The sequence below is a fragment of the Aerococcus viridans genome, from assembly GCF_002871935.1.
Taxonomy (GTDB): Bacteria; Bacillota; Bacilli; order Lactobacillales; family Aerococcaceae; genus Aerococcus; species Aerococcus viridans_B.
Map to the genome: position 1 here is coordinate 17,296 of NZ_PNHQ01000004.1, position 14,428 is coordinate 31,723.

15 protein-coding genes are annotated in these 14,428 nt (G+C 38.0%); all 15 read left to right on the forward strand.

What is annotated here, in order from left to right; genetic code table 11:
- Window positions 1-12 precede the first annotated feature (12 nt).
- The 15 genes from CJ191_RS02315 (at window position 13) to CJ191_RS02385 (ending at window position 14,309) form a co-directional block, all read left to right on the forward strand.
- A complete protein-coding gene (locus CJ191_RS02315) occupies window positions 13-618 on the forward strand; it encodes a cyclodeaminase/cyclohydrolase family protein (RefSeq protein ID WP_102198870.1) in 606 nt (201 codons plus the stop codon).
- A 196-nt stretch (window positions 619-814) separates the two neighbouring features.
- Window positions 815-2,350 (forward strand): AbgT family transporter, encoded by a 1,536-nt coding sequence (locus CJ191_RS02320; protein WP_102198871.1) that lies wholly within the window; start codon window positions 815-817, stop codon window positions 2,348-2,350.
- 99 nt (window positions 2,351-2,449) lie between these two features.
- Entirely contained in the window at window positions 2,450-3,130 is a 681-nt protein-coding gene (locus CJ191_RS02325) for an NAD(P)H-dependent oxidoreductase (RefSeq protein WP_102198872.1), read from the forward strand.
- Window positions 3,131-3,182: 52 nt separating this feature from the next.
- Window positions 3,183-3,362, forward strand: a complete 180-nt coding sequence (locus tag CJ191_RS02330; protein ID WP_102198873.1) for a hypothetical protein — start codon at window positions 3,183-3,185, stop codon at window positions 3,360-3,362.
- Between the two features lie 387 nt (window positions 3,363-3,749).
- Window positions 3,750-5,015, forward strand: a complete 1,266-nt coding sequence (tyrS, locus tag CJ191_RS02335) for a tyrosine--tRNA ligase (protein WP_102198874.1) — start codon at window positions 3,750-3,752, stop codon at window positions 5,013-5,015.
- A 189-nt stretch (window positions 5,016-5,204) separates the two neighbouring features.
- Window positions 5,205-5,720 carry a C40 family peptidase gene (locus tag CJ191_RS02340; protein WP_102198875.1) on the forward strand — a complete coding sequence of 172 codons (516 nt, stop codon included), beginning with the start codon at window positions 5,205-5,207 and terminating at the stop codon, window positions 5,718-5,720.
- A gap of 170 nt (window positions 5,721-5,890) precedes the next feature.
- The gene (metG, locus tag CJ191_RS02345; protein WP_102198876.1) at window positions 5,891-7,909 is read left to right on the forward strand and encodes a methionine--tRNA ligase; all 2,019 of its coding nucleotides are present in this window, start codon (window positions 5,891-5,893) and stop codon (window positions 7,907-7,909) included.
- Between the two features lie 61 nt (window positions 7,910-7,970).
- Complete coding sequence (locus tag CJ191_RS02350; protein ID WP_102198877.1) at window positions 7,971-8,768, forward strand: TatD family hydrolase; 798 nt, start codon at window positions 7,971-7,973, stop codon at window positions 8,766-8,768.
- Between the two features lie 9 nt (window positions 8,769-8,777).
- Window positions 8,778-9,377 (forward strand): ribonuclease M5, encoded by a 600-nt coding sequence (gene rnmV, locus CJ191_RS02355; protein ID WP_102198878.1) that lies wholly within the window; start codon window positions 8,778-8,780, stop codon window positions 9,375-9,377.
- Window positions 9,378-9,386: 9 nt separating this feature from the next.
- Entirely contained in the window at window positions 9,387-10,283 is an 897-nt protein-coding gene (rsmA, locus tag CJ191_RS02360; protein WP_102198879.1) for a 16S rRNA (adenine(1518)-N(6)/adenine(1519)-N(6))-dimethyltransferase RsmA, read from the forward strand.
- Window positions 10,284-10,403: 120 nt separating this feature from the next.
- Entirely contained in the window at window positions 10,404-10,637 is a 234-nt protein-coding gene (locus CJ191_RS02365; RefSeq protein WP_003143068.1) for a Veg family protein, read from the forward strand.
- 160 nt (window positions 10,638-10,797) lie between these two features.
- A complete protein-coding gene (gene ispE, locus CJ191_RS02370; RefSeq protein WP_102198880.1) occupies window positions 10,798-11,679 on the forward strand; it encodes a 4-(cytidine 5'-diphospho)-2-C-methyl-D-erythritol kinase in 882 nt (293 codons plus the stop codon).
- A gap of 148 nt (window positions 11,680-11,827) precedes the next feature.
- Complete coding sequence (locus CJ191_RS02375; RefSeq protein ID WP_102198881.1) at window positions 11,828-12,829, forward strand: metal ABC transporter solute-binding protein, Zn/Mn family; 1,002 nt, start codon at window positions 11,828-11,830, stop codon at window positions 12,827-12,829.
- A 26-nt stretch (window positions 12,830-12,855) separates the two neighbouring features.
- The gene (locus tag CJ191_RS02380) at window positions 12,856-13,551 is read left to right on the forward strand and encodes a metal ABC transporter ATP-binding protein (protein WP_070468105.1); all 696 of its coding nucleotides are present in this window, start codon (window positions 12,856-12,858) and stop codon (window positions 13,549-13,551) included.
- On the forward strand, window positions 13,509-14,309 hold the full coding sequence (locus tag CJ191_RS02385) for a metal ABC transporter permease (RefSeq protein WP_102198882.1): 801 nt from the start codon (window positions 13,509-13,511) through the stop codon (window positions 14,307-14,309). Before CJ191_RS02380 ends, CJ191_RS02385 begins: the two co-directional genes overlap by 43 nt.
- Window positions 14,310-14,428 lie beyond the last annotated feature (119 nt).

A 14,428-nucleotide genomic window follows, 5' to 3' on the forward strand; every position in this document is an offset into this window, starting at 1 on the left:
GGAGAAAATTTTATGGAAATGTATACTTATATTGAAGCACTTGCCTCAAGTCAATCAGCACCTGGTGGAGGATCAGCAGCAGCTTATGCTGGTTCAATGGGCGCAGCACTTGGGAATATGGTTTTAAATATTACTATTGAAAAGCAGACAGGAGCGGATGTTGATTTACTAACAAGCCTTGTTGATCAGATGACCATTCATCAGCAAGCGTTATATACTTTGGTACAAGGAGACGAAGAGGCATCTAATCAGCTTTTTGGTGCATTTAAACTTTCAAAAGCCACTGAGGAAGAAAAGGTTGAACGGACTCGGGCTATTCAAGCAGGTTTAAAAATTGCTACAGAAGTTCCTCTAGAAATCATGCAACATGCAACAGCAGCATTAGAAATTATGACACAAGTGGCTAGTTTAGGTCGTAAGTCTGTTATGGCGGATGTGACCGTTGGCACAGCTATGTTAAAAACAGCTATTCAAGCCGCTAACGAAAATGTCGAAGAAAATGTCCTCTTATTGAAAGATGAAAGCTTGCAGACAGCATTCGACCAAAAAGGCAAAGACTTCATCCAAAAAAGTGAAACAGCTATCAATAAAATTACAGAAACAGTTGCAACTCGTTAAAAAAGCTAACAAATTGATCCATATAGAATGAATATGGATCTTTTTTTACGAAAAAATGGAGATTATCTTCCAAAATACGAAGGGAAATAGGGCAAAATTTAACAAATACTTGCACATATTTAATGAAATCATTATAATTCTAAAAGAATAGTGCAAGAATAGGCAAAAATCACAATAAGAAAAGAGATGAAACAAGTTGGAAGAAAAAGGAAAAGAATCGCGATTACTTCGGATTCTAAATGGTATTGAGCGTGTGGGTAATAAGATGCCTTCACCGATTATGATTTTTATTTATCTGAGTATTCTAGTCATCCTAGCATCGTGGGTGATGAGTATGCTTGGCGTGTCGGTTGTAAATCCGGTAGACAATTCAGTAGTTGCTGTTAATAATTTACTAACTGGTGAATACTTTGCCCGCATGATAGCAGAAGCTGGCGCGAACTTTGCAGGTTTCCCTGCTTTATCGGCTGTATTAGTCATTATGCTTGGGGTAGGGATGGCAGAGAAGACTGGTTACTTTGAAGCAGTCTTAACGAATGTTGTAGAAAAAGCACCTAAGAAATATATTTTACTGATTATTATTTTTGCAGGTGTAATTGCTAATATCGCTGGAGATGCTGGTCCAATTGTATTGCCACCATTAGCGGCTTTAACATTCTTGAAAATTGGTTTAAATCCAATGGCTGGTGCAGTATTAGGATATGTATCTTCACTAGCAGCCTTTGCAGCAAATATCATGTTAGGTATGTCGGATGCTTTGGTATTCCCGTTTACAGAATCTGCAGCACAAACGATTTTACCAGATATTGAACTAAATGTTGCGATGAACTACTACTTCATCTTCGTATCAACATTCGTATTAGTACCGGTAATTTACTTCGTATTGACAAAGATTTCATTACCACAAATGGGAGAATATCAACCTGAATTTGCGGGTGAAGAATTACCTGCTGTTCACGAGGGTGGTTCATTATCTGATCAAGAAGTGAAAGCAGTAAAATATGCAAACTGGTCGTTATTAATAACCATCGTTATTGTTGCCGTTCTAGCTTTGATGCCCAATTCATTCTTGGCCAACCCTGAAACTGGCTCATTGATTTCTGATTCACCATTTATGAACGGTATCACAGTCATTATGACAATCATGTTCTTTGTACCAGGTTTTGTCTATGGGAAGATGACTGGTCAAGTTAAAGATTCACATGATTTAGCTCGGATATTATCTACTTCCATGGCGGATATGGGCAGTTTTATCGTGATTATCTTCTTCTCAAGTCAAATGATGGCATACTTCTCATGGTCTAACATGGGAACTGTTATCGCTATTGCAGGGGCAGGATTACTTGAAAATGCGAATGGTATCGTCTTGATCATTGGTTTTATTTTATTATCCGTGTTTGTAAACTTCTTTATTGGTTCAGCATCCGCAAAATGGGCCATTTTTGCACCAATTTTTGTACCAATGTTTATGCTATTAGGTTACCATCCTGCATTTACGCAAGTTATTTACCGTATTGGTGATGGTATTAGTAATCCATTAACGCCTATGCAAGCGTATATACCAGTTGTACTCTCGGTATTATACAAATACGACAAAAGATCTGGTCTAGGTAGTTTAATATCAAACGTATTACCCTACTCAATCGCAATTGGTATCGTTTGGATTATCATGGCGATTATATGGTTCCTACTTGGTTTACCAGTTGGGCCAAACTCACCAGTTTCACTATAAATATATGTTTGAAAGCAGTCTACTTGGTTAGGCTGCTTTTCTTATGTAGAATGGGCATATAATGTGAAGACTAAAAATTAAGAGAAAGTTGGCGAGTAAATGGTAAGTGTAATTTTTGGCGGTCATCCAGAAATGGAAACATCAGCTTCCCATCAATTTCTATATGAAGCTAGACCAGATACGATTCCTTTTATCCAGATTAAAAGCCCCTTCATTGAAGAAGATGTTAGGGCTTATCAAGAAGCTATCCTAGAAGCAGATAGATGGTTTTTGCAGTTTCCTTTATTTTGGTATCAAGCACCAGGATTAGTTGCTGATTTTATTCAAGAAGTTTTTAGTAAAACATTCATGGATAGCTATAGTAAAGATTTAAAGGGCAAGGAATTTGGTGTGATCATTTCAGTGGGAGTGCCTTTGAGACAATATCAAGCAGGTGGCCGAGAAGATGTAACGATTTCGGAATTGTTACGACCCTATCAATCATTTGCCCGTGCCATAGGTTTAAAATATCTTTCCCCCTTTGTATTAGCCCAACACTCTTATCAACCAGAACATATTCAACAAGATAATTTAGTTCGCTTTAGACAATACTTAGAACTACCAACACAAGCTAAATTTGCAGACCGTAATGCTTGGTTGATTCACCAATTAGAATTGATTGCCAATGAATTTGAGCAACCCTTACAAGAACAATTAAAATTAGTTGCGGCAGAATGGGCGGAGGAAATGGATAATTTGAGTGACATTGAAGCTCACTTACCTAAAACCAGCTGGCGTTAAAAGAGAAATAGCGCTTGTTGCGGCATCGTTGAATAAGGAGCGAAGTAAAGATATGGAAAAAAATTTGAAGTGGACAGAGGCAATCATTGATGAAGCAATTGAAACAGCTACAGACTATACCACTATCGCTATGTTAAAAAAAATCAAAGCTGAAATTGCGGAAACGGATAAACGCCTATTTCAAGCTCAGGGTCAGTTAGATGGTTTGGCTTGGAATCATGAAGAGTGGTAAATTTTACCTTAAAAAAGAGGGTTATACTGCTTGACTTATTGGATGACTTTGATAGAATTCAGTGAGAAGCGAATGCTTTATACGCAAATAATCTTGTGCAAGGGAGTCACTATGGCACCAATATCTTGGTGGAGTAGCAATTAATCTGGTAATAAGCGAGCTAGTGGAGGGTGCAAACTAGTCAAGGATTGATGGTGAATTACACATAGTCATAAAGATTCCGCCGGCTAGTGCCCGATAACGCACAATGAGTGGTTATAAACCAGGTGTTTATAACAATTTGGGTGGTAACACGGTAATTGATCGTCCCTGTCTAGGCTTTTCCAATTGGAAGTGCTTATGACAGGGACTTTTTTTATTTAAATAAATAGTAATAGGAGTGAAAAAATGAACATTATTGAAGAATTAGAATGGCGTGGTGCTATCAACCAACAAACGGATGAAGAAGGTTTAAAAGCATATATTGAAGACAATAAAATTAGCTTATACTGTGGGGTAGACCCAACTGGTGACTCTTTACATATCGGTCACTTAATTCCATTTATGGTCCTGAAACGATTCCAATTAGCAGGTCATCGTCCAGTGATCTTAATCGGTGGCGCTACGGGTTCAATTGGAGACCCATCCGGTAAATCAGAAGAGCGAAACCTACAAACAATGGAACAAGTAGAAAATAATGCGCGTAAACTAGCTAGTCAAATGGAAAACTTGTTCTTGAAAGAAAAAGATGCAGATTTCCGTATGGTAAATAACTATGACTGGACAAAAAACATGACCTTGCTTGATTTCTTGCGTAATATCGGGAAACGTTTCAATGTGAATACGATGATTAGAAAAGATATCGTGGCATCGCGTCTAGAAACAGGGATTTCATTTACAGAATTCTCATACCAAATTTTACAATCAATGGACTACTTACACTTATTTGAGAATGAAGACGTGCGTTTACAAATTGGTGGTGCAGATCAATGGGGGAATATTACCTCAGGTTTAGAATTAATCCGTAAAGAAGCCGGTGCAGATACCAAGGCTTTTGGATTAACAATCCCATTGATGTTGAAATCTGATGGTACAAAATTTGGTAAGACAGCTGGTGGTGCAATTTGGTTAGATCCAGAAAAAACTTCACCATACGAGTTCTACCAATTCTGGTTAAACCAAAATGATGCAGATGTAGTGAAATACTTGAAGTACTTCACTTTCCTAAGTAAAGAAGAAATCGATGCTTTAGAAGAAAAGGTTGCCACTGAACCAGAAAAACGCGAAGCACAACGTCGTCTAGCAGAAGAAATGACAACCTTTGTTCATGGTGAAGCTGGTCTTCAAGATGCGCAAACGATTACTGACGCTTTATTCCAAGGAAATATTGCTGACTTATCTGCAAAACAAATTGAGCAAGGTTTTAAAAATATGCCAGGATCAACCATGCCAAAAGAGGCGAACAACTTAGCAGTTTGGCTAGTAGACGCTGAAATTGAAAGCTCACGCCGTCAATCACGTGAAGACATTAACAATGGTGCCATTTACGTCAACGGCCAACGTATACAAGACGTTGACTACGAAATCTCATCTGCAGACGCAATTGAAGGTAAATATATTGTTATCCGTCGTGGTAAGAAAAAATATTTCTTAGTAACTATCGAGGATGCATAAACCATTATATATTTTTACGTTAAGACTTGGACACTGTTCCAGGTCTTTTTTTTTTAAACATATTTTCATATGGTTTCGTATACGTAAAAATCTCTTTAAAATGCTTAGTAAAACATACAGTCACAAGAGCTTTGGTTTGTCGAGATTAACCTTATTTATGCGTATATAGTAATCAGAGGAGTGATTATATTGTTTATTAAAAGACGACCATTATTCTTGTTGACTTGTATTTGTATATTGATGTACACCAGCTTCCAAGCAGAAGCTATTTTTGCCAAAAGTAAGGTAAACATAGGGATAATTCCAGCTGACCAACAAGTAAGCAGCCAAGTTTACGATACAAACACTAAACGGCAAAACGTCATTTTGACTGCTACTGACCTAATCGGCATACCTTATATATGGGGTGGCAATGATCTGTCTGGATTTGATTGTTCTGGTTTGATCGAATATGTTTTTAAGAATAATGGGATCTATATGCCCAGAACTACTCACCAGCAGCAATACATTGGTGAACGCATTGCGCTTGATCAAGTTCAACCGGGAGACCTTTATTTCTTTGAAGAAGATGGACAAGTCTACCATGTTGCCCTGGCACTAGCGGATGGTTATTATTTACACGCACCAAGTCCAGGGAAAAGGGTTACTTATGGTCATGTTAATCGATTTTTACCACAATTCGCTAATCGTGTAATATTCAATTAAAAGACTTAGTTCGCCATTCTTTTTATCTAGGACTTGAATAAATACGAAAAATCATATCATTTAATCAAAACACGACTGATAGTAAATGTCGACGTTCCCCTTAAAATACGGATGAATTATGATATACTATTACGGAACGAGAATAGACAAATATTAGGGGGCACTCATTCGTGGCTGAAAATAAAGAAACATTTTATATTACGACACCGATTTACTACCCAAGTGGTAAATTACATATCGGGAATACATACACTACTGTTGCATCTGATACACTAGCACGCTATAAACGTGCGAATGGCTTTGATGTGATGTTTTTAACTGGTGCAGATGAGCACGGACAAAAAATTCAACAAAAAGCAGCAGAACAAGGTATCTCACCTCAAGAATACGTTGATGGTATGGCCGCAGGTATGCAAGAATTATGGCAGACAATGAAAATTTCAAATGATATTTTTATGCGTACTTCAAGCAAACAACATGTTGAAGCGATTCAAGCGATTTTCGAGCGTTTATTAGCGCAAGGTGATATTTACTTAGGTGAATATGAAGGCTGGTATTCAGTATCTGATGAAGAATTCTTTACTGAAACACAATTAGCAGAAGTTTATAAGGATGAAAATGGCAAAGTAATCGGGGGTAAAGCACCATCTGGTCATGATGTAGAGTTAGTAAAAGAAGAATCTTACTTCTTTAGAATGAGCAAGTATGCAGACCGTCTTTTACAATACTATGAAGAAAACCCTTCATTTATCCAACCTGAAACGCGTAAAAATGAAATGATCAATAACTTCATTAAACCAGGACTAGAGGACTTAGCGGTTTCACGTACGTCTTTCAATTGGGGGATACCGGTTAAATCTAATCCTAAACACGTTGTTTACGTATGGATCGATGCTTTAGCAAACTATATTACGGCTTTAGGATACCCTAATGTGGATGCTGAAAACTTTAAAAAATTCTGGCCAGCAAATATTCACTTTGTAGGAAAAGAAATTGTACGTTTCCATACGATTTATTGGCCAATTATGCTGATGGCTTTAGACTTGCCGCTACCAAAACAAATCTTTGGGCACGGATGGTTATTAATGCAAGATGGTAAAATGTCTAAATCTAAAGGGAATGTCGTATATCCAGAAATGTTAGTAGGACGCTACGGTTTGGATGCATTGCGCTATTACTTAATGCGTGAAGTGAAATTTGGTTCCGATGGGGTATTTACACCAGATAACTTTATCAACCGCATTAACTATGACTTAGCAAATGACTTAGGGAATTTATTAAACCGTACGATATCTATGGTAAATAAATACTTGGGAGGTCAAGTGGGGGCATACCCAGGTCAAGTAACGGACTTTGATGCACCATTAGAAGCATGTATTGCGTCTGAAGTAGCTGCTTACCACCAAGCAATGGATGACTTGCAATTTAGTGTAGCTTTAGACCACGTATGGGAAATCATCTCACGTACCAACAAATATATTGATGAAACAGCACCTTGGATTCTAGCTAAAGATGAAGCAGAAGCTGAAAAATTACAGTCAGTAATGTACCATTTAGTGGATTCATTACGTATTATTGCGATCTTAATTCAACCAGTTATGGTTGAAACACCAGCGAATATCTTTGAACAGTTAGGCTTAGATTTCGCTGAAAATGCAGGGTTTGAAAATGCTAAAGTTGGTTTATACCCAGAGACAATTAAAGTAGTTGAAAAAGGGCAACCAATCTTCCCGCGTCTAGACCATGATGAAGAGGTCGCTTATATTCAAGCACAAATGGCAGCTACAAAACCTGGTGAGGATGAAGAGGAAGCAGAAAGTTTTAATCCGGAAGAAACTGAATTAATTTCTACTAAGGACAAACAAATCAAATATGATGTATTTGATAAAGTTGAAATCAAAGTAGCAGAAGTCATTGATGCAGACTTTGTTGAAGGGGCAGATAAATTATTGAAATTCCGATTGGATGCAGGTGACAAAGGACATCGTCAAATCTTATCTGGTATTCGTGAATTCTATCCAGATCCAAGTGTCTTAATCGGTAAAAAAGTTTGTATTATTGCAAACTTGAAACCACGTAAAATGAAGGGAGAGATCTCTCAGGGGATGATCCTTTCTGCAGAACACGATGGTAAACTACAAGTTGTATTTGCGCCTGAAAACGCAGAAAATGGTAGTGAAATAGCTTAATGCTAATGTGATTAAGGGGCTGTTGTCACAGCCCCTTTTTCTAAGTAAAGAAGGGAAATATATGTTATTTGATACACATACACATTTAAATGTAGATGATTTTGATGAGGATCGAGAAGAAACCATTATTCGAGCGAGACATGCCGGGGTAAAAGGTTTTGCTTTAGTAGGATTTAACTATCATACGATTAACCGTGCCAAAGAAATGACAAAGGCAAATGGGGATATGGTAGGCATCTACGGTTGGCATCCAACAGAAGCAGTGGATTATAATGTTGAGGCTGAAAAATATCTATTCTCTAACTTAGAAGACGACCGTGTAGTTGCTGTTGGAGAAACGGGATTAGACTATTACTGGGACACAAGTCCGCGTGAAGTGCAAGAAAAGGTCTTTCGTCGTCAATTAGCCATCGCCAGAGAGTTTCATTTACCCATTGTCATCCATAATAGAGAGGCGACAGCTGATTGTTACCGCATTTTAAAAGAAGAAAAAGTGGGCGACTTCGGTGGTATCATGCATTCTTTTGGTGAGACACCGGAATGGGTTGAGAAATTCTTAGACTTAGGTATGCATATCTCCTTCTCTGGTGTAGCGACCTTTAAAAAGACAGTAGAAGTTCGTGAAGCGGCTAAACTGGTACCGGATGACAAGCTTTTGATTGAAACGGATTCACCCTATTTAGCGCCCGAACCCAAACGTGGTAAACGCAATGAGTCTGCATTTGTAGCTTATGTAGCAGAAACATTGGCAGCGACACGTGAAAGCTCGTTAGCAGATTTTGAAGCACAAACTTTCCAAAATGCCCTAGATTTATTTGCGCTTGATTTTGATGGTCAAGCACTAGTGAAGAGAAAGTAGTGGCGTGATATGACTACTGACAGTAAGCGAACACCAACAAATGAAAAGAAAGTGATTAAACAGGTCATTGTCGTTGAAGGAAAATCAGATACCCAACGATTAAAACGTCTGTATCATGTAACGACCATTGAGACGAATGGATCTGCTGTTGACCAGGCCACATTGCATGAAATCAAACAGGCACAGGAACTTCATGGTGTCATCGTCTTTACCGATCCAGATATTTCCGGGACGAAAATACGGCAAGCGGTGGTTGATGCTGTACCAGGAGTCCAACATGCTTTTATTGAAAGATCTGAAGCTAAACCACATCATAAAGGTAGTTTAGGGGTAGAACATGCGTCTGATTTAGCAATTGAAAAGGCCTTGGCGAATGTTTACCAATTGGCGGATAGTTCAGCAAGCCATGACTTAACACTAATTGCAAAAAAAGATTTGATGGCTTTACGATTGATTGGGACACCGGATGCAAAAGACCGTAGAGCGTATCTATCTAGTCAACTACATTTAGGTTATGTAAATGGTAAACAGCTTGCGAAACGATTGGCCCTTTTCCAAATATCTTTAGACCAAGTAGCAAAGGTACTAGAAAATTACCAAAAGAAATAGGTGAAAAATATGAATGAACCATTTAAATATATCGCAACGCCATCAAGAACGAGTGCTATTCTAAAAAAATTCAATTTGGATGCCAAAAAATCACTAGGGCAAAACTTCTTAACAGAACCACAAATTCTACAGCATATGATTGATGTAGCAGGGGTGGATAAAGATACGAATGCAATTGAAATTGGACCAGGTATAGGCGCTTTAACAGAGTTTTTAGCTATTAATGCTAAGGAAGTCTTAGCTTTTGAAATTGATCAACGCTTATTACCAGTTTTAGCCGATACCTTGAGTGCATATGACAATGTGACCATTAAACATCAAGACATCTTGGAAGCCGACTTGAATGCCACAATGGCAGCATTTCCGCCTGCAGACCGTACGGTAGTAGTAGCAAATTTACCGTATTATATTACAACACCCATTATCTTCAATCTACTTGAAGCAAGCTTCCACTTTGATCAGTTTATCTTGATGATGCAAAAAGAGGTGGCAGAACGGTTAACGGCAGCACCAGGTACAAAAGCGTACGGGTCACTTTCAGTTGCTATCCAATATTATTGTGATGCGGAAATTGCATTTACAGTACCTCGGACGGTCTTTAATCCACAACCAAATGTTGATTCTGCTATCTTGGCCTTAAATAAGCTAGACAAACCACGAATTCATGTGCAGGACGAAGCCTTCTTCTTCCATTTGGTGCGTTCAAGCTTCAAACAACGTCGTAAGACCATTTGGAATAACTTACGTGCAGCATTCGGTAAAGATGAAGCCGTTGTAGAAAAGATGCTAAAATCACTTGAGATTGCTGGTGTTGAGCAAAAACAACGAGCAGAGACATTGACAATTGCTGATTTTGGACGCCTAGCAGATGCGCTATATCAACACGACTTAGTCTTCCAAGACTAAGATGATTTAACCTAAAAATATACCGAATTTTTTTAGTTATACTTCTTGACAATAAAAGACAAAAATGGTATTTAATTTCCTTGCATTTTATGATATACTATAAAGTAGAGAGGTGAGGGCATGCCAAATAATATTGCAACTATTAAAGCTGAACTTGAAGGAAAAATCGGTGAACGCGTCCATCTAACGCAACAGATTGGTCGCAAACGCGTGATGAAACGCCAAGGGGTGCTTAGCGACACTTTCCCTGCTGTTTTCGTGGTTGAATTAGACCAAGAGGAAAATAAATTCGAACGCATCTGCTATAGTTATTCCGATGTGTTAACTGAGTCAGTCGAAATCGAATTCGAATAAGCGATTGAAATCATATATCTATTATACGACATTAAAAACCGTCAGTATCTAGCTTCACTAGTTGAGTGCTTGGTATTGTGGTTTTTTCTTTTTAATCTGTGATATTTTTGGTAAACTTATTGATAATTACACGGGAAAATATAGGACGGGAGGTTTGCTTATGATGGATGGAGAAGTAGCACCGGCAAAAATCAACCTTGCTCAAGATATATTATTTCGTCGCTCAGACAACTATCATGAAGTGGCAATGGTAATGGCATCTATTGATTTATCTGATTACCTTACTTTTGAGTTGATTCCAGAAGATAAAATTATTGTAGAAACTAGTCGTGCTTTTTTGCCAGAGGATAACCGTAATCATGCTTATCAAGCGGCTCAGCTAATGAAAAAACTAGGGAATATTAAAACAGGTGTACATATTTCTATCGATAAGCGAATCCCGGTCGCAGCAGGATTAGGTGGTGGCTCAACGGATGCGGCAGCGGTATTTCGGAAGCTGAATACTTTGTGGGATATCAACTTACCTTTGAATGAATTACAGACATTGGCAAACCAAGTTGGATCTGATGTAGCTTATTCGATTGCAGGTGGAACGGCTTTAGTGGAAGGTCGTGGAGAAAAAATCCGCCAAATTCAACCGATACCTAAATGTTGGGTTATCCTAGCGAAACCGGCTATTTCAGTTTCTACCCGAAAGATTTTCAAGCAATTAGAAATTGAACGTTTGAACTATGAACCGAATGCACCAAAAGTATTGAAAGCGCTAGAGTCTGGGTCTTATGAGGACCTTATGGCTGCAATTGGTAATTCATTAGAGTCAGTGACGTTTAATCAACATCCACAATTAGCGCAATTAAAAAAACAAATGCACCATTTTGGTGCGGATGGGGTAACCATGTCTGGTTCAGGGCCAACGATTATTGGCTTTACACAAGTTCATAGCCGAGGTCAGCGCATCTATAACGCTTTAAGAGGTTTTTGCAAAGAAGTTTATATGGTACGTATAATGCCTGAAATAAACGATGCATTCAAAGACATATAAATGTTAAGGAAAAGGTCGAGCTAGAACTCGACTTTTTTACTTGCTAGCTTTTTGTAAGTGTGCTATATTAGCTTTTGTCAAATCGTACCGGTTACGATTTATTTTGGTTTACTGTTGATATCAATAATCATTTGAAAAGGAGAAAATTGTGAATAAATTGACACGTATACTTGGTGTACTTGCCTTAACAGCAATTGCTTTTTTAGCGGCCTGTAGTAATCACCAAGGGACATCAAGCACAAATGATGAAGCTAGCTTAAAGATTGTGACCACCTTTTACCCAATGCAAGCACTAACCAATGCGGTAGTTGGACAGGATGCTGATGTGACAGTGATGATGGAAAATGCAGATGCGCATGAATATGAACCAAGTGCTCGAGATGTTGCGACGTTAAATGAAGCAGATGTCTTTGTATATAATAGTGAGGATATGGAGACGTTTGTACCAACCTTACTTGAATCGATTGATAATCCTGATTTAACGATCATCAAAGCTGCTTCAGACATTGCGTTAATCGATGGTGATGTCGAAACAGTAGGTGAAACAACAGAGGGCACACATTCGGATGAAGCGCACCAAGAAACAGAAGACCATGACCTTGAAGGACATAGTCATGAAACGGACCCACATACTTGGCTAGATCCAGTAAATGCAGTGGCTGAAACGCGGACGATTGCTAATGCGTTAACAGAAGTAGATCCTGATAACGCTGAAACTTATCAAGAGAATGCTGAACAATTTGCTAACGACATGATGGCTGTTCACGAAGAATATGCAAGCATTTTTGAAGCAGCAGAAACAAAAACCTTCTTAACAGAACATGCTGCCTTTGGCTATTTAGCCAATCGTTATGGTTTACATCAAGCAGCAGTTACAGGATTAACAGATTCAGCTGAACCATCGCCTAAACGTATTGCCGATATCGTTTCTTATATGGAAGAAAACAATATATCTGTGATCTATGGACAAACTGGTGGTGCTACTGAAATTGCTACAACAATTGCTTCAGAAATTGACGGAAATGTTGGTGAATTACAGTCAATGGAGCGTATTGATACCAGCCAATATCCAGCAGATGGGGACGGTTTTATTGCAGTAATGAAAGCTAATTTAGAGAGTTTGGCAAAGGGCATCCAAAAAGATATTTAAATAATAGAAAATAAAGGAGGGATACGATGCACTATATAGAAGTAAAAAATTTAGGTTTTTCCTGGGACAAGGAACCCGTATTAAATGATATTTCCTTTACTGTAGATCAGGGAGAATTCGTCATCTTAACTGGGGAAAACGGCGCAGCAAAATCAACCTTATTACGTAATATACTTGGTCTTTTATCACCTGACCAAGGCACTGCCAAGATTTCTAAAACCAATGCAGCTGGACAAAAATTACAGGTAGGCTATGTACCTCAAACTTTAAACAGCTTTAATGCAGGCTTTCCAAGTACAGTGTATGAATTCGTAGCGTCTGGCCGTTTCCAACAAGATCGTTGGTTTAAAAAACTAGATGAAAATGACAAATTACATATCGAGAGAGCTTTAAAATCAGTAGGTATGGAAGAACAGCGCGATAAAAAAATTGGTGATCTTTCTGGTGGACAAAAACAACGAATAGGCTTAGCTCGCATCTTTGCGACTGACCCCGATTTATTTATATTAGATGAGCCAACTACCGGAATGGATAAGAAATCTCGAGCGGCTTTCTATGATTTATTACGACACAATACAGAGAAACATGGGAAAGCTATTCTAATGGTTACCCATGATGACAATATTATAGATGATTATTACGATAAAAGGATTCATTTAGTAAGAGAGGAGAATTCGCCTTGGAGATGTTTCAGTATGAGTTCATGGGACGGGCATTCATAGCCGCAACTGCTATTTCATTTATTTCCCCAATTCTAGGCTTACTATTAATTATGCGTAAGCAATCATTAATGGCGGATACTTTAGCCCATATTTCATTAGCTGGGGTTGCGTTTGGTTATCTACTTAGTGTAGAGCCAACAATTACAACGATCTTATTTGTGGCAGCAGCAGCTTTAATCTTAGAATATTTACGGGTAATTTATGCCAATTACTCTGATATTTCCGTAGCTATGATGATGTCAGGGGGCATGGCCTTAGCTTTATTACTTTTGAATCAGGTGAATTCAGCTGCATCAGTTAATGCTTACCTGTTTGGTTCAATTGTGACGGTTTCATCTTTACAAGTATATATTTTAGTTGGTTTAGCTATTTTTATCTCAGCTGGTTACTTAATTTTTAAACGACCTTTATATTTAATTTCATTTGATGAAAATACGGCCTATACTGCAGGATTACCTGTTCGATTGATTTCAGTTATCTTTTCAATTATTACGGGTATGGCCATTGCTTTGATTATGCCAATTGCCGGTTCCTTACTAGTATCCGCGATTATTGTTATGCCTGCAGCAATTGCACTTCGACTGATGAAAAATTTTGATTCAGTCATCATAGTGGGCATTATTATCGCCATGTTTGGCATGTTTACTGGACTGACAATGTCTTATTATCTGGATACACCACCAGGTGCAACCATTGTAGGGATATTTGTTATATTATTTATCATTGAGAGTGGTTTTCTTAAAATCACTAAAGGCTAATTACGAATGTTTAGAAAATGAGCTAGTTCATATATGAATTGGCTCATTTTTTTATGTTTTAGAAAAAATAAACGAACATTATGACAAATTTTCCTTTCATATTGGATAAATTCAATATA